The sequence below is a fragment of the Streptomyces sp. NPDC086147 genome (genome assembly GCF_040702165.1).
GTDB lineage: Bacteria > Actinomycetota > Actinomycetes > Streptomycetales > Streptomycetaceae > Streptomyces.
The window spans coordinates 36,553-55,670 of sequence record NZ_JBFBJO010000012.1 but is presented as its reverse complement, the minus strand read 5'-3'; the positions used below and the strand labels follow the sequence as shown (position 1 = coordinate 55,670).

The 19,118-nt window shown below is 73.6% G+C and carries 18 protein-coding genes; 6 read left to right on the top strand and 12 right to left on the bottom strand.

Going from position 1 to position 19,118, the window contains the following annotated elements; translation table 11 throughout:
* Positions 1–5: 5 nt before the first annotated feature.
* From AB0398_RS24145 to AB0398_RS24130, 4 genes are all read right to left on the bottom strand, one after another.
* On the bottom strand, positions 6–803 hold the full coding sequence (locus AB0398_RS24145) for an amino acid ABC transporter ATP-binding protein (RefSeq protein WP_366377696.1): 798 nt from the start codon (positions 801–803) through the stop codon (positions 6–8).
* On the bottom strand, positions 800–1,696 hold the full coding sequence (locus tag AB0398_RS24140; RefSeq protein ID WP_366377695.1) for an amino acid ABC transporter permease: 897 nt from the start codon (positions 1,694–1,696) through the stop codon (positions 800–802). Before AB0398_RS24140 ends, AB0398_RS24145 begins: the two co-directional genes overlap by 4 nt.
* A 100-nt stretch (positions 1,697–1,796) precedes the next feature.
* Entirely contained in the window at positions 1,797–3,602 is a 1,806-nt protein-coding gene (locus tag AB0398_RS24135) for an FAD/NAD(P)-binding protein (protein WP_366377694.1), read from the bottom strand.
* Complete coding sequence (locus AB0398_RS24130; protein WP_366377693.1) at positions 3,599–4,456, bottom strand: amino acid ABC transporter permease; 858 nt, start codon at positions 4,454–4,456, stop codon at positions 3,599–3,601. Before AB0398_RS24130 ends, AB0398_RS24135 begins: the two co-directional genes overlap by 4 nt.
* Before the next feature lie 537 nt (positions 4,457–4,993).
* On the opposite strand from AB0398_RS24130, the gene AB0398_RS24125 reads away from it, so the two are divergent.
* Together AB0398_RS24125 and AB0398_RS24120 are read left to right on the top strand one after the other, a co-directional pair.
* A complete protein-coding gene (locus AB0398_RS24125; protein WP_366377692.1) occupies positions 4,994–5,491 on the top strand; it encodes a GNAT family N-acetyltransferase in 498 nt (165 codons plus the stop codon).
* The gene (locus tag AB0398_RS24120) at positions 5,488–6,456 is read left to right on the top strand and encodes an ABC transporter substrate-binding protein (protein WP_366377691.1); all 969 of its coding nucleotides are present in this window, start codon (positions 5,488–5,490) and stop codon (positions 6,454–6,456) included. The genes AB0398_RS24125 and AB0398_RS24120 overlap by 4 nt, the downstream gene beginning before the upstream one ends.
* An 82-nt stretch (positions 6,457–6,538) precedes the next feature.
* On the opposite strand, the gene AB0398_RS24115 is transcribed toward AB0398_RS24120, so the two are convergent.
* Positions 6,539–7,822, bottom strand: a complete 1,284-nt coding sequence (locus tag AB0398_RS24115) for a DUF5685 family protein (protein ID WP_366377690.1) — start codon at positions 7,820–7,822, stop codon at positions 6,539–6,541.
* A 371-nt stretch (positions 7,823–8,193) separates the two neighbouring features.
* Between AB0398_RS24115 and sepF the strand changes: the two genes are divergently transcribed.
* Positions 8,194–8,625: a cell division protein SepF gene (gene sepF, locus AB0398_RS24110; RefSeq protein ID WP_366377689.1), complete on the top strand. Its 432-nt coding sequence runs from the start codon at positions 8,194–8,196 to the stop codon at positions 8,623–8,625.
* Between the two features lie 42 nt (positions 8,626–8,667).
* On the opposite strand, the gene AB0398_RS24105 is transcribed toward sepF, so the two are convergent.
* On the bottom strand, positions 8,668–10,398 hold the full coding sequence (locus AB0398_RS24105; RefSeq protein ID WP_366377688.1) for an MFS transporter: 1,731 nt from the start codon (positions 10,396–10,398) through the stop codon (positions 8,668–8,670).
* A 406-nt stretch (positions 10,399–10,804) separates the two neighbouring features.
* Between AB0398_RS24105 and AB0398_RS24100 the strand changes: the two genes are divergently transcribed.
* Positions 10,805–11,689: a phosphatase PAP2 family protein gene (locus AB0398_RS24100; RefSeq protein WP_366377687.1), complete on the top strand. Its 885-nt coding sequence runs from the start codon at positions 10,805–10,807 to the stop codon at positions 11,687–11,689.
* 83 nt (positions 11,690–11,772) lie between these two features.
* On the opposite strand, the gene AB0398_RS24095 is transcribed toward AB0398_RS24100, so the two are convergent.
* From AB0398_RS24095 to AB0398_RS24080, 4 genes are all read right to left on the bottom strand, one after another.
* Entirely contained in the window at positions 11,773–11,988 is a 216-nt protein-coding gene (locus AB0398_RS24095; RefSeq protein WP_366377686.1) for an I78 family peptidase inhibitor, read from the bottom strand.
* A 302-nt stretch (positions 11,989–12,290) separates the two neighbouring features.
* Positions 12,291–13,277, bottom strand: coding sequence for a YafY family protein (locus AB0398_RS24090; protein ID WP_366377685.1), 987 nt, complete (start codon positions 13,275–13,277; stop codon positions 12,291–12,293).
* Positions 13,278–13,360: 83 nt separating this feature from the next.
* Positions 13,361–14,635 carry a glycosyltransferase family 4 protein gene (locus AB0398_RS24085; RefSeq protein ID WP_366377684.1) on the bottom strand — a complete coding sequence of 425 codons (1,275 nt, stop codon included), beginning with the start codon at positions 14,633–14,635 and terminating at the stop codon, positions 13,361–13,363.
* A gap of 116 nt (positions 14,636–14,751) precedes the next feature.
* On the bottom strand, positions 14,752–15,345 hold the full coding sequence (locus tag AB0398_RS24080; protein ID WP_366377683.1) for a transglycosylase family protein: 594 nt from the start codon (positions 15,343–15,345) through the stop codon (positions 14,752–14,754).
* 216 nt (positions 15,346–15,561) lie between these two features.
* Between AB0398_RS24080 and AB0398_RS24075 the strand changes: the two genes are divergently transcribed.
* Both AB0398_RS24075 and AB0398_RS24070 read left to right on the top strand, forming a co-directional pair.
* The gene (locus tag AB0398_RS24075) at positions 15,562–16,344 is read left to right on the top strand and encodes a hypothetical protein (RefSeq protein ID WP_366377682.1); all 783 of its coding nucleotides are present in this window, start codon (positions 15,562–15,564) and stop codon (positions 16,342–16,344) included.
* A gap of 212 nt (positions 16,345–16,556) precedes the next feature.
* Complete coding sequence (locus tag AB0398_RS24070; RefSeq protein ID WP_366377681.1) at positions 16,557–16,835, top strand: hypothetical protein; 279 nt, start codon at positions 16,557–16,559, stop codon at positions 16,833–16,835.
* 85 nt (positions 16,836–16,920) lie between these two features.
* Here AB0398_RS24070 and der read toward each other — a convergent pair whose 3' ends face one another.
* Both der and AB0398_RS24060 read right to left on the bottom strand, forming a co-directional pair.
* Entirely contained in the window at positions 16,921–18,369 is a 1,449-nt protein-coding gene (gene der, locus AB0398_RS24065) for a ribosome biogenesis GTPase Der (RefSeq protein ID WP_366377680.1), read from the bottom strand.
* Positions 18,370–18,438: 69 nt separating this feature from the next.
* Positions 18,439–19,083 carry a lysophospholipid acyltransferase family protein gene (locus AB0398_RS24060; protein WP_366377679.1) on the bottom strand — a complete coding sequence of 215 codons (645 nt, stop codon included), beginning with the start codon at positions 19,081–19,083 and terminating at the stop codon, positions 18,439–18,441.
* Positions 19,084–19,118 lie beyond the last annotated feature (35 nt).

Here is a 19,118-nt window from a genome sequence, read left to right as displayed (position 1 = left end):
GCGGGTCAGAGGACCTTGGAGAGGAAGGCGCGGGTGCGTTCGTGGCGCGGGCTGTCCAGCACCTCGGCCGGCGGGCCCTGCTCGACGATCCGGCCCTCGTCCATGAAGACCACGGTGTCGGCGACCTCGCGGGCGAAGCCGATCTCGTGGGTGACGACGATCATGGTGGTGCCGGTGGCGGCCAGGTCCTTGATGACGTCGAGGACCTCGCCGACCAGTTCGGGGTCGAGTGCGGAGGTCGGCTCGTCGAAGAGGAGCAGGCCCGGTTCGAGGGCGAGCGCGCGGGCGATGGCCACCCGCTGCTGCTGTCCGCCGGAGAGCTGCTTGGGGTACGACTCCGCCTTGTCGGCGAGCCCGACGCGTTCGAGGAGCGTGCGGGCCGCGGCCTCGGCCTCCCTGCGGGGGCGCTTGAGGGCCGAGACGGGGGCCTCGACGACGTTCTCCAGGACGGTCAGGTGCGGGAAGAGGTGGAAGTTCTGGAAGACGAAGCCGATCCGGGTGCGCTGCTTGAGGATCTCGCGCTCGCGCAGCTCGTAGAGCTTGTTCCCGGAGCGCCGGTAGCCGACGAGGACGCCGTCCACGCTGACCGTGCCGCCGTCGACCTTCTCCAGGTGGTTGATGGTCCGCAGCAGGGTGGACTTGCCGGAGCCGGAGGGGCCGAGGACGACGGTGACCTCGCCGGCCCGCACGTCGAGGTCGATGCCGCGCAGCACGTGCAGGGCGCCGAAGTTCTTGTGGACGGCCCGGATCTCGACCTTGGCGGTGGTGGCGGGGGTCTTCTCGGCGGTGGTGGCGGAGCTCATCGGGTGCTCCCCTTCGCGTAGTGGCGTTCGACGTAGTGCTGGACGACGGAGAGCGCGGTGGTGAGCAGGATGTACCAGGCGGTGGCGACCATCAGGAGCGGGACGACCCGCCCGTTGCGGCCGTAGACGACCTGGACCTGGTAGAAGAGTTCGCCGATCGCCATGACGGAGACGATCGAGGTGCCCTTGAAGAGCGAGATGACCTCGTTGGCGGCGTTGGGCAGGATGGAGCGCATCGCCTGCGGCAGGATGATCCGGCGCGCCTGCCGGAGCTTGGGGATGCCGAGGGAGGCCGCGGCCTGCAACTGGCCCTCGTCCACGGCGAGTACGCCCCCTCGGACGATCTCGGCCGCGTAGGCCGCCTGGTGCAGGGCGAGTCCGAGGACGGCGGCGCTCATCTCGCCGACCAGGCCCATCGTGTCGAAGGAGAAGAAGCCCGGCCCGAAGGGGATGCCGATGCTCAGCTCCTTGTAGAGGTAGGCGAGGTTGAACCAGAAGAGGAGCTGGACGATGAGCGGGATGGAGCGGAAGGCCCAGATGTAGCCGAAGGCGACCGAGCGCAGGAACGGGCTGGCCGACAGGCGCATGAAGGCGACCACGATGCCGATCGCGAAGCCGAGGGCGGTGCCGTAGAAGGTGAGCTGGAGGGTGACCCAGACCGCCTTGAGGATCGTCTCGGTCGTGAAGAACGCGGCGAAGACGTCCCATTCCCAGCCGGGGTTGGTGACGAGCCCGTGGGCGAACTGCACGAGCAGGACGGCGGTGGCGGCGACGGCCACCCAGCGCCAGGGGTGGCGGACGGGGACGATCACGAGGTCGGGGGCCGCCGGGGCGGCGGGGGCGGCCGGTTCCTTCGTGAGCGGTTCGGCCGGTGGGTCGCTGGTGAGAGCCATGGCGGTTCCTCGGGAGGCGTGCGGGCGGGGTACGGGAGGGGAGCGGCCGGTCGGACGCCCGGCGGACTGCGGAGTGCGGAGTACGGGAGGGAAGCGCCGGTCAGGCGCTCAGCGGGGCCGGGAGGCGACACTCCAGGTCGCGCAGGAGGGCCAGCGCGGCGCGCGCGGTGACGTCGTTCTGCCCGAAGGCGACCCCGCCGGTACGGGGCCGGGTGAAGGCCCCTCCGGCGCGGGCGGTGGTGTGCGGGCCGAGCGCGAAGCGGCGCGGGTGCGGGCGTCCGTCGCGCTCCAGGATCCGGGCGTCGACGGGGTCGACGACGAGGAGGCCGCTGGCGGTGGCGCGGGCCCCCTCCTCGTGGAGGGCGCGCAGCAGCGGGCTGCCGGTGAGCTCCAGGGTGGGGTCGGGCAGCCGGGCCTCGACCAGGGCGCGGGCCTCGGTCCACTCCCCCGGCACGGCGTCGGAGGAGGCCCGGAAGAGGCCGCGTTCCTCGTCGGTCGCGACGGTGACGCGGGGGCCGAGGAAGCGGACGACGCCCGCGCGGGAGAGCGCGAGGAGCTGGCGGAGCCGGGGGCCGGGCGGCCCGGAGGCGAGGTAGCTGAAGAAGCCGTGCCACCAGCCGCCGGGGTCGATGCGGTCGCCGAGCCGCAGGAGCTGCCCGTAGACGGAGAGCAGTCCGGCGAAGACGGCGGCGTCGGCGCTGTGGGCGGGGTCGTGGCGGCGGGCGAGGTCGGCGGTGACGTAGGCGCGCAGGCCCTCCTGGAGCGCTTCGGCGGAGGCGAAGCGGACGCCGTCCAGGGGGTGGTCGAGGGCGTCGAGGTCGAGCCGGTCGGCGGGGTCGGGGACGGCGGCGACGACGAGCGCGGCGAGTTCGGCGCCGCGCGGCCCGGCCGCCTCGTAGGCCTTCTCGAAGTCGCTCCAGGGGAGCGCGGTCCGCTCGGGGTGGGTGGAGAAGAGCCGGTGGTAGTGGGCCCAGCCGAGCTCCTTGTCGACGAGCGGCCACACGTCGCGCCGGAAGTCGATCGGTTCGCGGCGCGCGAGCAGGGCGTCGGTCTGCGCGGTGCCGAAGAAGCGGGGCAGCGGGGGCCGTTCGCCGTCGAGGGCGTAGCCGATCTTCGAGTGGTACGGGACGCCCCGGCGCGATCCGACGTGCAGCACGGGCTCCCGGCCGGAGGGCACGTACACGAGGTCGTCGCCCTCGCCCTCGTAACGGCCGCCGCGGCCCTCGGTGAGGAGGACCATCAGGTCGACGAAGGCGAGTCCGAAGCCGCGGACGAGGACGGGTTCGCCGGCGGGGAGCGCGCTCAGGTCGGTGTCGGCGGTGAAGTCGGGCGGCAGGTGGACGAGGCCGTGACGGGCGGCGAAGTCGGCGAGCGCCCGCTGCTCCCGGTCGGGTTCGGCCTCCAGGTGGCCGACGGTGAGGACGACCAGATCGGCGGGGAGGGGCACGGCGGCGCCCTCCAGCCAGACCCGCTGGCGCCCCTCGCGGGGGCCGCCGACCCGCAGCGCGCTGACGCGGTGCTCGTGGACGGTGACGGAGGCGGGCAGCGCGGCCCGGGCCCGCTCGTAGGCCCAGCGCAGGTAGGCGCCCTGGAGGGGGCGGGTGGGGAAGGTGCGGCCGTCGACGCCGGCCCATTCGGCGAGGGTGGGTCCGGGCCGGACGGGGCCTTCGAGCTCCACGGTCTCGTCGGTGAACATCGTGACGTCCTCGGCCTGGGAGTTCATCCAGAGCAGCGGGGACTGTTCGGTGCGCCATATCCGGCCGGGGCCGGGCGGGTGCGGGTCGACGAGGTGGACGTCGAGGGGCCGGTCGCCGTACAGCTCGGGCAGGTTGGCGGCGAGCCGTTCGAGGAAGCCGGTCCCCCGCGGCCCGGCGCCCACGACGACGACGGAGGGGCGGGTGCTCATCGGGCACCGCCCGTCCCGCGGGCGTAGTGCCGCTCGACGTAGTACTGGCCGACGCTCAGCACCGAGGTGACGGCGACGTACCAGAGGGTGGCGACGAGGAGCAGCGGGATGATCTCGTACGTGCGGTGGTAGACGAGCTGGGTGGAGTAGAGCAGGTCCTGGACGGCGATCACGGAGACGATCGAGGTGCCCTTGAGGGTGCCGATCAGCATGTTCCCGGCGGGCGGCACGATGGCGCGCATGGCCTGCGGGAGGACGATCCGGGAGAGCCGGCGCCACCGGCCGAGGCCGAGGGACTCGGCGGCCTCGATCTGGCCCCGGTCGACGGAGAGGATGCCGCCGCGGACGACCTCGGCGGCGTAGGCGGCCTCGTGCAGGGTGAGGCCGATGACGGCGACGGCGACGGGGCCGAGCAGGTTGACCGTGTTCACGCCGAGGATCTGCGGGTACAGCATGCCGATGTTGAACCAGAAGAGCAGCTGGACCAGGATCGGCGTGGACCTGAAGAACCAGATGTAGCCCCAACTGACCGCGCGCAGAACGGGGTTGGCGGAGAGCCGGCAGACGGCGAGCAGGGTGCCGAGGACGAAGCCGAGGACCATCACGAGGGCGGTCAGCCACAGGGTGAGGCCGAGGCCGCGCAGGACGGACGCGGAGGTGAAGTACTGCGCCACGACGTCCCACTGGAAGGCCTTGTTGCGGACGACCGAGACGAGGCCGAGCGCGAGCAGGACGAGCACGGCGACGGCGGCGGTCCACTGGCCGGTGCGGCGGGTGGGGACGATCCGGAGGGCCGGTTCGGCCGGCGGCGGGGCCGCGGCCTCCTTGGCGAGGGTGGCGAGGGGTGTCGACATGCGAAGGCTCCGTGGATGCCAGGGGGCGGATCGAACACGGGAGTGCGCACGAAACGCGCGGGACGTTCGTACGGGGAACGCGCGGGGCGTTCGTTTCGCACGGGTAACGCCCGGTCGTTCGTACGGGGAACGCGCGGGGGCGTTCGCACGGGTGCGCCTTCACACGCACGGCGAGCGGTGAGCGCGGGACCGGGCCCCTCAGCCCGGTGTCCGCCCTGTGAGGCTACGGCCGTCGAGCGGAGGCTTGTCAAGTCCGTCCGGAATATGAGCCGTTCGTCTCAGGATGGTTGACGGGGAAACGGATGCCTGTTCCACTGGGCCCATGCATTCGCAGCAGCTGGTCACGCGCTCCCACATCGACTTCGGTCGCGTGTGGTCCTCTTCCTGTTGAGCCGACCCCCTGCGTCTCCTGCTCCTTCCTCCCCGCCCGTGGTGTCCCTCGTGACGCCCTCGGCGGTTCCTTCACCCGCGCGGCACTGAGCTCCCCTCCCCTCGCCCTTTTTCCTCTTCTTCGTTCTCTTCGCCCGAAAGAGACACATGCCTCTCACGCCCAGTCGTGAGTCCGCGCTGTCCGTGCGCCGGACCACGACCGACGACCCGTTGGCGCGCCCGCTCCTCGACGAGCTGGCGTACGAGTACACGACCCGGTACGGCTCGGCGCACGACCTGAGCCGCTATCCGGCGGAGGAGTTCGCCCCTCCCCGCGGCGCCTTCCTGCTCCTCCTGGAGCGGGACGTGCCCGTGGCGGGCGGCGCCTACCGCCGTTACGACGAGCACACCGCCGAACTGAAGCGGATCTGGACCCACTCGGCGCACCGCAGGCGCGGACTCGCCCGCCGCGTCCTGACCGCGCTCGAACAGGAGGCCGCGGACCGCGGCTACTCCCGCGTCTACCTGACGACCGGGCCGCGCCAGCCGGAGGCCAGGGGCCTCTACCTGGCGAGCGGCTACCGCCCGCTCTTCGACGTGACCGCCGATCCCGAGTCGATCGGCCCGCTGCCGTTCGAGAAATTCCTGGAGAACCCGAAGCCATGAGTACGCGCACGAGCCCCGGTCCCGCCCGCACCGCCCTGGCCTTCTCCCTGATCACCGTCGCCGCGCTCGGCCTCACCGCCTGCGCGGGCGGCGAGCCCGCGACCGCGCCGGCCGGGGCCCCGGGCGCGGCGAAGGGCGCGCTGCCCACCGAGGACGTGGTGGCGGGGGTGAAGAAGAACGAGGCCGCGGCGAAGCTGCTCCCCGCCGACGTGCGGCAGCGGGGCTCCTTCGCGGTCGCCGCCTCGGTCGGCACTCCGCCCAGCTCGGCCTATCTGCCCGACGGCAGGACCGTGGTGGGCGTGGACGCGGACTTCACCGCGGCCGTGGCGAAGGCGCTCGGTCTGGAGGCGAAGCGCGAGGCCGTCGGCTTCGAGGCGATCCTGCCGGCCCTCGGCAGCGGCAAGTACGACGTGGGCACCGGGAACTTCGGCGTGACCGAGGAGCGGCGGAAGACGATCGACTTCGTCACGTACGTCAACGACGGGCAGGGCTTCGCGGCCCGGGCCGACAGCCCGCTGAAGGAGATCACCGACCTCACCCAGTTGTGCGGCCTGAGGGTGGCGGTGGACGCCGGGACCACCTTCGAACGGACCCTGGAGAAGAACAAGGGCCGGTGCGCGGAGGCGGGGAAGAAGCCGTACGGGATCGACGTCTACAACCAGACCGGGGCCGTCTGGATGGCGCTCCAGCAGGGCCGCAGCGACCTCGTGATGAGCACGATCAACGGCCTGCGGTACGCGGTGACGCAGCAGAAGGGCATGAAGTTCCTCAACGAGTACCGGCGCCTCGACGTCGGCTTCGCCTTCAAGAAGGGCACCCCGCTCGCGCCGGCCTTCGAGGCCGCGGTGAACGGTCTGAAGGCCGACGGGACGTACGACCGGATCCTCAGGAAGTGGGGAGTGACGGGCTCGGGCATCGAGCGCTCGCAGATCTCCCCGCCGGAGCTCCCGGCGCCGAAGAAGTAGCGGTACGGGGAGGGGCGGGTCGGCGGGGTCCCGCGGAGGGCTTCCGGCGGGGGCGTCCCGCCGGGTTTCCTCCGACGGCCCGTCAGCAGTCGCAGCCGCAGTTGCAGTCGCCGCAGCAGCCGTCCCCCTCGCCGCAGGAGCAGCAGTTTCCGCAGTTGCTGCAACAGTCACAGCAGTCGCAGCAGCTTCCCGGGTCGCACTGGCCGCAGAGGCCCTCGCGCCGCTCCCGGCTCCAGGGGTCCTCGTACGTCCCGCAGCACATCTGGCAGGTGCAGGCGAGGCCGACCCAGAGGGCGCATCCGGCGATCAGTCCGCGCCGGCCGGGCGGTCCGGGCGGGAACGGCCCACCGGGGCCACCGGGACCGCCGGGGCCGGGAGCGTGGGGCCCGCCCGGCCCTCCGGGGCCGCCGGGGCCGGGAGCGAACGGGTTGCCGGGCCCGGGCCCCTGGGGCGCGTACGGGTTCCCCGGCACCGGCCCGTGACCGGCGCCGGACGCCCCGTGCGAGCAGGTGGTCGTGCCGAAGGCCCGGTCCACCGAGGTGCGCAGTTCGTGGGCGAGCAGGACGTGGACCAGCTTCCCGTCGGTGAAGCGGGCGTCCTTCAGGGCGAGGCGTATGCCGTGCAGGGCGTCGTCGGCGAGCCGGCGGGCCTCCTCGCGGGAGGTGCCGGTCGCGGTGAGCGGGTTCCAGGCGCCGCTCGCCGCGTCGGCGGCCTGGTCCTCCACGGCGTCGAGGAGGTGGGCGAGCCGGCCGAAGAGGCGGCCGGCCTCGGCGAGCGGTCCGGCGTTCTCCGGCCGGCCCGCGAGGACGGCGGTGTGCGCGAAGGCGGCTGCGGTCGCGGTCTCGGTCGGCTCGGTGACGGCGAGCAGGGGCGTGCCGGGGCCTGTGAGGGACTCGATGCCGGTCTGGCGGTCGACGGCGTCGACGAGGACGGCGGTGTCGAAGCCGAGGGCGCGGCCGGTCCTGGCCCCGGCCCGGTCCCAGGAGCGGGCGACCCGGCGGGCCGCGGCGGCGACGGGCCGGCGCGCCAACAGGCCGTCCCGGTCCGCGACGTGGTCCCGCACCTTCGCCGAGGCGAGGACGAGCGAGACGGCGGCGGCGAGCCTGGCGCCCTCGCCCCGGGCCACGGGCGCGGTCCGCATGCCGCGCAGCGGGCAGGGTCCGGCGGTACGGCGCCCGCTCGCCACGGCGCCGGTCTGAGCCTCCGTCAGGACCGAGACGATGAGCCCGTCGTAGTTGGTGACGACCCGGGCGAACTGGCCGTGGTCGGCGCGGAGCGCCAGGCAGAGGCCGCAGAGGTGGGCCGTCCACTCGACCTTGAGGCGGTCGGTGAGCCGGTGCGTGCAGGGTCTGACGATTCCGAACAAGGACTCCCCCGTGAGTCGTGGGCCGGGGCCGCCCCGAAAGGCGTCCGGAAAGCGGTGCGCAAGGCCGTACCGAGGCCGTACGGAGGGCCGTCGAGCGGCCTCGCGGCATCGTAGCGAGCGGTCCCGTTCACCCGTACGCGCCCATCGTCACTCTTCCGGCACGACTTTCATATTTTCATCTGCATGGCCCCCCTTCAGGACCCGCATACCGCAAGTTTCCTGACGAATCGCCAGGAAACGGCCCTCACGTTCTGCACCAGTACCGTCACGAATCCCCTGCACGGCGCTTATCCGCTTGGCGCGCGATCCGCATCATGGACGACGATGGGGACATGCGGAACCACAAGTGACCGCGTTGAAAGGAGGCGTCGATGGGATCGGTGCGCAAGGCAAGTGCCTGGCTGGGACTCGTCGAGGACAACGACGAGCGTTACTACGACGACGAGTACGCCGACAGTGCCGAGAGCGGCGACGCCTGGGTGACGGACCCCCGGGTCCGGGTGGCCACGGACACCGCCGAGGACCGGGGCCGCCGGATCGCCACGGTCTCCCCGGACGGCTTCCGGGACGCCCGGGGCATCGGCGAGCTCTTCCGGGCCGGCGTCCCGGTCATCGTGAACCTGACGGCGATGGAGCCGGACGACGCCAAGCGCGTGGTCGACTTCGCCGCCGGCCTCGCCTTCGGCCTGCGCGGTTCCATCGAGCGCGTGGCGACGCGGGTCTTCCTGCTGACCCCGGCCGACACCCAGATCGTCAGCGAGGGCGGCCGGCGCCCGCAGGACGGCTTCTTCAACCAGAGCTGATCGGGTCCGCCGGCCCGACCGGACGCCTCCCGACGGATCGGGTCAGTGCGCCGGACGTCTCCCCGAGCCGGCGGGCTCGATCGCTTCCCGGGTCGCGGGCACCCGCGGCTCGGACACCCCGGGCGACCCCGCCTTCCCGACGCGCTCCGCGGCGGGGGCAGGACCGTCCGGGACCTTCCGCGCGCCCTCGGCCTCCGCCGCCGCCTCCGGGTCGTCCGGACCCTCGGGGTCCACCGGACACTCCATGACGCGGGGCAGGCGCAGGGCCATCAGCGCACCGGCCAGCAGCAGCACGGCGCTCACGCAGAGCGTGATGTGCAGGCCGTTCACGAAGGACTGCCGGGCGGCCTGGTGCAGGGCGCCGCCGGCCGGCCCGCCGAGCTGTTCGGCCACCTTGTAGGCCTCGCCGAGCGAGTTCGCGGCGGCCCGGCCCGCCTCCTCCGGAACCCCGGGGATCCCGCTGAGACCGGGGGCGTACGCCGCGTTCATCACGCTGCCGAGCAGCGCGATGCCCATGCCGGCGCCGAGCTGGTACGAGGTCTCCCCGATCGCCGCCGCGCCGCCCGCGCTCCGCGGGGGCGCCTCGCTGAGCATCGACTCGTACGCCGAGAAGAGCGTGGTCTGCAGGCCGAAGCCGAGCAGCACGAAGCCCACCGTGAGCAGCAGCGGCCGGTCGTGCTCGCCCATGAGGACGAGCAGCAGCACCGCGCCGGCCGTGAGCACGAAGCCCCAGCCGACCATCCGGCGCGGCCCGATCCGGCGCAGGGTGTACGAGCCGGTGGCGCCGGCCGCCATGGCGGCGAAGGTCAGCGGGAGGAGCCGGAGGCCGGTCTCCAGGGGGCTGAGGCCGAGGACGAGCTGGAGGTACTGGACGGCGATGAGCTCCAGGCCGACCAGGGCCAGCATGGCCAGGACGATGCAGCCGACCGAGGTGGTGAAGGCGGGACGGGCGAAGAGCCCCGTGTCGATCAGCGGGTGCGGACGCCGCCTCTGCCGCCGCACGAAGAGGACGAGGAGGACCGCGCCGAGCAGCAGCGGCCCGGCGGTGGGCAGGGCGAGCAGCGGTTCGCCGGCCCCGGCGCGCTTGACGCCGAGGACGCAGCCGAGCACTCCGGCGGCGGCCATGAGGGCGCCGAGGACGTCCCAGGGGCCGTCGGCGGCGCCCCGGGACTCGGGCAGCAGACGGCGGCCGAGCGGCAGGATCAGCGCCATCAGCGGGATGTTGATGAGGAAGACCGAGCCCCACCAGTAGTGCTCGACGAGGAAGCCGCCGAGGACCGGACCGGTGGCGGCGCCTATCGCGGCGACCGCCGTCCAGACCCCGATGGCGGTGGCGCGCTCCCGCCGGTCGGGGAAGACCGCCCGGAGGATGGAGAGCGTGGCGGGCATGATCATGGCGCCGCCGACGCCGAGCAGCGCGCGGGCCGCGATGAGGACGGACGGCTCGGTGGCGAGGGCGGCGACCGCGGAGGCGACGCCGAACAGCGCGTAGCCGAGCAGCAGGACCCTGCGCCGCCCCACCCGGTCCCCGAGGGTGCCGAAGAGGATGAGGAGCGAGGCGCAGACCAGGGGGTAGGCGTCGACGATCCAGAGCAGCTCGGTGGAGCCGGGGCGCAGGTCCTCGGTGAGCGAGGGGACGGCGACGTGGAGGATGGTCGCGTCCAGGGCGACCAGGAGGAGGCTGACGCAGAGGACGACGAGGACGACCCAGCGGTTGGCACCACCGCCCGCGGCGGCACGAGGTCGTGCTGGGGCCGTGTTCGTCCGCGACATGTACGTACCTCCCGGTGGAACTCTCGCGCTCGGTGGGCCCCCGACCAGGGGTTGCCTCCCCGGAGCGGCCCGGCATCGACGGGCGAGCGAGCCGCCAGCGTACGCGAGGTCGACCGTCGAGCGCGTGGTGGACCTCTCACCCTGTCCGGGCTCCGGGTGTGGCGTACGCCACTCGGACCGGCCCCCGGAGCGTACGGAATTCCACGCGGACGCCCGTTCGGAGGAATTCCCTCACGTTCAAACATTCTTCCGGAATGCCCCTTCGGGGAATGGGTCCGCAGGTCATCCGATTTCCGGACGGACGCCGGTAATGAGAGTCCCCCTGAGACCTACTCCACATCACATCGTCATCACGAAGGGAGCGGTGTGACGGGGTCGGCTTCTCACTCCCTGTAACGTCGATTGGGTGCGTACCGACATCTTTGCCCGGCTGGACCGGGAGCCGGAACCGCCGAAGATAGAGGTCCCGGGGATGACCCGCACGCGTCTCGCCCTCTTCGGCGGGACGTCGGCGTTCTATCTCGCCATCGTCGTGGCCGTCCTGCTGTCGACCCGGCTGGTGACCCTCGACTGGAAGATCATGCTGTTCCGGCCCTACCAGCAGTGGCCGGAGCTGCACGCCTTCCTCGACTACTACGTCGTCCTCGGTCAGCGCGGCCCCACGGCCGTCATGGTGGCCGCCTGGCTGGGCTGGCGCTCCTGGCGCCAGCACACCCTGCGCCCCCTGCTGTGTCTCGGCGCCGCCCTTCTGCTGCTCAACGTCTCGGTCGGCTCGGTCAAGCTCGGACTCGGCCGCCTCGGACCCCACTACGCGACGCAGGTCGGCTCCGCCGAGCTCTTCGCGGGCGGCGATATATTCCCCTCCGGCCACACCGCCAACGCGGTCGTGACCTGGGGAATCCTGGCCTATCTGGCGACCACCCCGCGGGCCCGGCGCTATCTGTCGGCGCTCTCCGCCGTGGTCGCGCTCGGCGTCGGCCTCACCACCGTCTACCTGGGCACGCACTGGCTGAGCGACGTCCTGCTCGGCTGGGCGGCCGGCCTCCTCGTCCTGCTCGCGCTGCCCTGGTGCGAGCCGGTCCTGGCCGTGGCGGAGTCCTGGATCCTCGCCGCGCGCGACCGGCTGCGGGAGCGGCTGCGGGACCGGCGGCGGCTGGTGCCCTCGCTGCCCGTGGCGTCCGGCGGACCCCGGCCGGGGTTCTTCCCGACCCGCCCGCCCGGCCCCGAGGAGCCGGTCCGGGAGCCCGTGGGGGTGGCCGGCGGCCGGCGCACCCCGGCGACGAGGGGCTGAGCCCCCGCACCTCTCCCCCCCGTACGCGCGGAAGGGCCCCGGCCGGGTCGGCCGGGGCCCTTCCGTGTGCGCGGGGCCGGGTGTCAGCCGAGCCAGCAGCGGGTGACGGTGCCGTCCTGGACCTCGAAGTTGATGCGCCCGGAGAGGTACTCCATGGTGATGATCGAGCCGGGCGGCAGGGAGCGGACGACGCTCCAGCCGCGGGTCCTGGCGAGCTGTTCGGCGCCTTCCGCACCGAGGCCCACATAGGACTCGGGAGCGTCGCCGGGCTGTTCGGGAGTGCGCGAGGTGGGTGCCATGAACCTCACGTTAGTCCCTTGCCGGTCACGCTTGTGTCACAAGTCCTCGACATCCGTTTGCCGCACCCCGTGCTCCCCGGAAGGGGGGTTACCCGCCGCTTCCCCACCCCTTCCCCGGCACTTCTCCGGTGCTTTACCGGGAACGTCCGGCAGTTCTCGCGCGGGGCCGGGAAGCGCCGATAGGAGACGGACAATTCCCGCCCGCCGTGCGGACTTCCCGAATTGCCCCGGCGGCGCCCGCGCGGGGCACTCACCCTTTCCTTACACAATGCTTACGCCGCCCGAACACCCCGGCACGCGCGTCAGGAGACCGTGCCGGGCCCGCCCTCCGTGCGGTCGAGGGCGCGGGACAGCCGGTCCCTGAGGTCACGGATCCGCCCGGTGAGCTCCCGCGGCTCGACCACCTCGAAGTCGAAGCCCAGCATCGCCACGTGGATCAGCAGGACGTCGAGTCCGTGCGCCCCCGTGCGCAGCAGGCAGGTCCCGTCGCCCTCGGCCTCCAGGACGCCGTGCAGCGGGCCGACGGCCGCCGCGGCCTCGGCGAGCGGCACGAGCAGCCGGACCGTCCCCTCCGTGGAGTAGGCGCTGCTCGACACGCCCTTCGCCACATATGCGGCCAGGTCCTCGGCGGGCGGTTCTCGGGGCGGGAAGCGGGGGCCGTGCGGCGGGGTGGGCTCGATCCGGTCGACCCGGAACGTACGCCAGTCGGCCCGGTCCAGGTCCCAGGCGACCAGGTACCAGCGCCGCTCGGTGCAGACCAGCCGGTGCGGCTCCACGCTCCTGCGGGTGGCGGAGCCGGCGTGGTCCCGGTAGGCGAAGCGGACCCGCTCGCTGTCCCGGCAGGCGTGGGCGAGGTCGGTGAGGACCTCCGGGTCGACCCGCTCGTCCGGGGTGCGCAGCAGCGGCACCGTGAAGGCGTTCAGCGCCCCGACGCGCCGCCGCAGCCGGCCCGGCAGGACCTGCTCCAGCTTGGCCAGGGCGCGCACCGAGCTCTCGCCGATGCCCTCGACGCCCTGCCCGGCGGCGGCGCGCAGACCGACCGCGACCGCCACGGCCTCCTCGTCGTCGAGGAGGAGCGGCGGCAGTTCGGCCCCGGCCCCGAGCTGGTAGCCGCCGCCGGTGCCGGGACTGGCGTGCACGGGGTAGCCGAGCTCCCGCAGCCGGTCGACGTCCCGCCGCACGGTGCGCGGGGTGACGCCGAGCCGGTCGGCGAGATCGGCCCCGGACCACTCGCGGTGGGCCTGGAGCAGTGAGAGCAGACGCAGCAGCCGTGCGGAGGTCTCCAACATGCGCCCGAGTCTGACAGCCCTCGCGGACGGCTACGGTCCTCAATGCGGACCTCGATGCGGGTCGCCGGGCTCTCCCGCCCGCCTCAGCGGAAGCGGCGGACCAGGCGGCCCGCCCTCGCCTTCTGCGCGTAGACGGCGTCGACGGCCCGGCCCACGCCCCGGTGGAGCGCCGTCCGCGCCGGGGAGTGCGTGCGCCGGCCCGCGCCCCGGTCCAGGAGCTCCGTCCAGAGGTCCTCGTGCCGGGCGGCGATCCGGGCGGGGTCGAAGCGCTCGGAGGCGGCGAGGGCCGCCCGCGCCGTCTTCGCCCGCAGTTCGTCGTCCTCGATGAGCTCGCGCAGCGCTCCCGCGACCGCCGCCACGTCGTCGACCGGCACGAGCCGTCCGTCGACCCCGTCCTCGATGATCTCGCGCGGCCCGTTCGGGCAGTCGGTGGAGACCACCGGGAGGCCGCAGCGCATCGCCTCCACGATCGTCATGCCGAAGGACTCTCGCCGGGAGGTGACGGCGGCGATCGAGCCCTTGACCCACTCCGGTTCCAGCGGGGTGACCGACCCCATCAGGAAGGCCCGTCCCCCGAGGCCCCGCTCCTCGATCCGCCGGGCGAGCGGCGCCCTGAGGTTCTGGACGGCGTCCCCGGAGCCGTAGATCCGCAGCGTCCAGTCGGGGTGGTCCCCCGTCGCCTCCGCGAAGGCGTCGATCAGCACGTCGTACCGCTTGACCAGGGTCAGCCGGCCCGCCGCGACGACCGTCTTCGCCGCCGGGTCGGCGGGCGGCAGCGAGGGCGCGGGCACGCTGTTGGGCACGGCCTCGATCCGTACGCCGGACAGCCCCAGCTTCCGGTAGGCGCGGGCGTCGGCCTCGGTGACCGTGGTGACGGCGTCGAGGAGCGCGTACTCGTGGCCGATGTCCCGGCGCAGCCGGTAGGTGTGGCCGTCCAGGGTCAGGTGCTCCTGGCCGATCAGGACGGGCCCGCGCCGGGCCTGCCGGGCGAGGTGGACGTTGAGCCCGGGCCGGGTGGCGACGAGGACGTCGGCCTCCACGCCGCGCAGGTGCTCCCCGATCCGGGCGTCGGTGAGCGCGCTGTACTGCTTCCAGCGTCCGTCGCCGCGCGGGAAGACCCGGGCGGGACGGTGGAAGTCGGGGTGCTCCCCGTCGTACCCGGGGCTTTCCTTCCGCAGGTCGACGAGGTGGCGCAGGGTCACCCCGGCGGGCAGGTCGAGCAGCGGGCGGTCGCGGTGGCGGAACACCGACACGATCTCGACCTCGTGACGCTCCGCCAGTTCCTCGGCGAGCGTGTAGGTCGTGCGGATCGTGCCGCCGTAGTGGTAGCCGTTGTGGAGCAGAAAGGAGATGCGCATCGCGCTGCCGGTTCCCCCCGGTCAGTTGATCGGTCGCCCGACTGTACTTGCCGGGGAGGCGGCGGCGCTCGGGCGCCCGGGCGGACGGACACCGGGGGCCCGCCCGGGCGGGAGCGTCAGAGCGGGGCGATGCGCAGCATGGTGCCGACGGCGATCCGGTTCGGATCGGCCCCGATCAGGCTCTTGTTCGCCGTGTACAGGGCCTGCCAGCCGCCCTTGACGTCGAAGCGGCGGGCGATCGAGCCGAGGGTGTCGCCGGGCTCGACGGTGTGGACGCGCCCGCTCAGGCCGTACCGCTTGGAGCAGACGGGCCAGGCGCCCCAGCCCTGGGTGCGCAGCACCTCCTCGGCGACCTCGATCTGCTGCGCGCGGGTGGCCAGGTCGGCGCGCGGGGCGTACGCGAGGCCGCCGTGCTCGACCCAGGTCGGCTGCCAGAACTGGAGCCCGCCGTAGAAGCCGTTGCCGGTGTTGACGTGCCAGCGCCCGCCGCTCTCGCACTCGGCGACGCAGCCCCACGGCCACTGGTCCTGGGCGCAGGCGTACGCGGGCATGGAGGAGGCGGCCGTACGGGGCGCGGTGGCGGACTCCCGGGCGTGGGCGGGGGCCTGGGGCCGTGCCTGCGCCTGGGCGGGGGCCGGGGCCAGGGTGAGGAGCGCGGCCGCGGAGGCCGCCGCGAGGGAACCGGCTGTCCAAAATCTGATCTTCGACATCGACGCAGGCTAGGCAGCCTCCCGGTCTTCCCGGCCCGTGCCGCGCGGTACTGCGCCGGCGCCCCACCCGGTCGGCGGCACCCTCCCGCCCCGCGCCCCGGCGGCAACTTGCCCCGCATCCACGCGTGACCCCGGCCGAGCCTGGCCCGTTGAACTCGGCATGAGACGACCGGGAACGGCCCGGCGTCCGCCCGTACCGAGTCCAGGGAGCCCCCCGTGCCGCGCATGCTCGACGTCAGCGAGGACGTACGCGCCGAGATCGGCGACGAAGAAGCCGACCGGCTGCTCGACGGCGACAACGCCCCGGGCAGCTACGACTGCACCTCCTGCCGCACGCCGGGGGACTCCGAGCAGGAGCGCACCAGCACGGTGCTGTTCGTCGGCGAGGAGACCGCGGTCCTCGCGTTCGCCCACGCCAGCTGCATCCCGTCGCAGGTCGTCCGGGTCGCGGAGGAGCAGCTCCAGGGCGCCGTCGCCTCCATCACGGCCTCGGACGCCGCCGACGCGCTCTCCGCCTCCCACCCGGAGCAGGCCGTCCTCGGGGTCACCAGCGGGCTCGTCCTGATCCGGGGCGAGCTGCACCCGGCCCTGGTGGTGGAGCCGACCGCCCCGGTGGCCCGCCCGGGGTCGGACGGCCTCGTCGACGAGTTCCTGCCGCTCCTGGCCGAGCAGGGCTTCCAGCAGGTCATGGACCTCGACACCCGGCCGGCGGCGCTGCCGGGCTGGTCGGTCCTGGTCGCCATGGGCCAGCTCCACTCGGTGCTCCAGCCTGGGCCGGGCGGCGCCGGGCAGGCCGCCTGGTGGCAGGCGCACCAGCCGCTCCAGGTCACCGAGGGCTGGCGCGCGGCGGCCAACAAGTCGCACACGGTCCTGGTCTTCGCCGCCCCGGTGGGCTCGATCGGCCAGCAGCCGCGCGAGGACCTGCTGCGCGACGCCCTGGAGAAGGCCGCCGCGAACGGGCGCCTGGTGGCCGCCGCGATGCCGCTGGCCGGCACGTGAGCGGGGACGCGCGGCGGGGCACGGGGTGGGTGCGGGTCGCCGGCGTGCCGGCGGAGCGGGGGACGCCGGGACCGGGGGCTCCGACCGTGCCGCGCCCGCGGCGGGCGGCCCTTTCGGAGAGCCGCCCGCATCCGACGGGCGGCGGGGTCGTTGGCACCTACGTGCACCCATACGACCCTTTCTCCCCGCCGCACCCGAGTCAGATCCCCTCCATGCGCCCCGTGTCGGACGGCGCGGCGGGCCCTTCGCCCACGCCGATCTACGACGCGCTGTACTCGGAGTACCGCCGGTCGTTCCGCACCTTGCCGGGCGATCGCAGCGGCGAGGAGGGACTGGCCTTCCGGGCCTTCGGCACGACGATGCCGGGCGCGGGCGGGACCGGGCGGAGGCACGCGGCGCCTCCCGCGGCGTGGGCGGCGCAGGCGCCGTCGCCACCTCCTCCGCAGTCCCCCCGGCCGGCGCTGCCGCCGGGGCCCCGCAGAGGGCTCTGAGAGGAGCCTCCGGGGGCGGAGGCGCACGGCCGAGGGCCGGGACCCGATCGGGTCCCGGCCCTCGGCCGTGCGCTGTGCGGGGGTGCTACTTCTTGCGGCCGCGCTTCTCGCGCACCCGGACCGAGATGTGGATCGGGGTGCCCTCGAAGCCGAACTCCTCGCGGAGGCGGCGCTCGATGAAGCGGCGGTAGCCGGCCTCCAGGAAGCCCGAGGCGAAGAGGACGAACCGGGGCGGCTTCGTGCCCGCCTGCGTGCCGAAGAGGATGCGGGGCTGCTTGCCGCCGCGGACCGGGTGCGGGTGGGAGGCGACGATCTCGCCGAGGAAGGCGTTCAGCCGGCCGGTGGGGACACGGGTCTCCCAGCCGGCGAGGGCGGTCTCGATGGCCGGGACCAGCTTCTCCATGTGGCGGCCGGTCTTGGCGGAGACGTTGACCCGGGGCGCCCAGGAGACCTGCTGCATCTCGGTCTCGATCTCGCGCTCCAGGTAGTAGCGGCGCTCCTCGTCCAGCTCGTCCCACTTGTTGTAGGCGATGACGACGGCGCGGCCCGACTCGACCGCCATCGTGATGATGCGCTGGTCCTGGACCGAGATGCTGTCGGTGGTGTCGATGAGGATGACGGCCACCTCCGCCTTCTCGACGGCGGCCGCGGTCCGCAGGGAGGCGTAGTAGTCCGCGCCCTCCTGGAGGTGGACCTTCTTGCGGATGCCGGCGGTGTCGACGAACTTCCACGTCACGCCGCCGAGCTCGATCAGCTCGTCGACCGGGTCGCGGGTGGTGCCGGCCAGCTCGTTGACGACGACCCGGTCCTCGCCCGCCACCTTGTTGAGCAGGGAGGACTTGCCGACGTTCGGGCGGCCGATGAGGGCGATGCGGCGCGGGCCGCCGACGGCGTTGCCGAAGCGCTGCGCGGGGGCCTCGGGCAGCTTCTTCAGGACCTCGTCCAGGAGGTCGCCGGTGCCGCGGCCGTGCAGCGAGGAGACCGGGAACGGCTCGCCCAGGCCGAGCGACCAGAGCATGGCCGCGTCGGCCTCGCCGGACTGGCCGTCGACCTTGTTGGCGGCGAGGACGACCGGCTTCCCGGCGCGGCGGAGCAGCTTGACGACGGCCTCGTCGGTGTCGGTGGCGCCGACGGTGGCGTCCACGACGAAGAGGCAGGCGTCGGCGGCCTCGATGGCGAACTCGGCCTGGGCGGCGACGGAGGCGTCGATGCCGAGGACGTCCTGCTCCCAGCCGCCGGTGTCGACGACCTTGAAGCGGCGGCCGGCCCATTCGGCCTCGTAGGTGACGCGGTCGCGGGTGACGCCCGGCTTGTCCTCGACGACCGCCTCGCGGCGGCCGATGATGCGGTTCACCAGGGTCGACTTGCCGACGTTCGGGCGGCCGACGACGGCGAGGACGGGGAGCGGGCCGTGCCCGGCCTCCTCGATCGCGCCCTCGATCTCCTCCGCGTCGAAGCCCTCTTCCGCGGCGAGCTCCATGAACTCCGCGTACTCGGCGTCGCCAAGTGCCCCGTGGTCGTGCTGGTCGTTCATGAAGTCCGTTCCTCGATCATTCGTGGTCGGTGGTTCCCGGTCGACGGGTTCCACTACTGAGAGTCTCGCTCAGCGCCCGGTGAGGCGCCTGGCGTTTTCCAGGTGGGCGGTGAGCTTGCCCTGGATCCGTACGGTGGCCTCGTCCAGCGCCTTGCGGGTGCGCCGACCGGAGCCGTCGCCCGCCTCGAAGGCGTCGCCGAAGACGACGTCGACGCGGCCGCGCAGCGGGGGCAGGGCCTTGACGAGCCGCCCCCGGCGCTCGGTGCTGCCGAGGACGGCGACCGGGACGATCGGCGCGCCGCTGCGGACCGCGAAGTACGCGAGGCCCGCGCGCAGCGAGGCGAAGTCGCCCTCGCCCCGGGTGCCCTCGGGGAAGATCCCGAGGACGCCGCCCCGCTCCAGGACGCCCAGGGCGTTGGCTATCGCCGCGCGGTCGGCGCCGTGGCGGTCCACCTTGACCTGCCCGATGCCTTCCAGGAAGCCGCCGAGCGGGCCGACGAACGCCTCCTTCTTGATGAGGAAGTGCACGGGGCGCGGGGCGGTGCCCATGAGCATGGGGCCGTCGATGTTGTGCGCGTGGTTGACGGCGAGGACGACGGGGCCGGAGGCCGGCACCCGCCAGGCGCCGAGGACGCGCGGCTTCCACAGCCCGTACATCAGCCCGATGCCGATGCCGCGGCCGACGGCGGCGCCCTTCGCGGAGGGCACGGTCATCCGACGGCCGCCCGCTTCTCTGCGCTTGTGGTCGC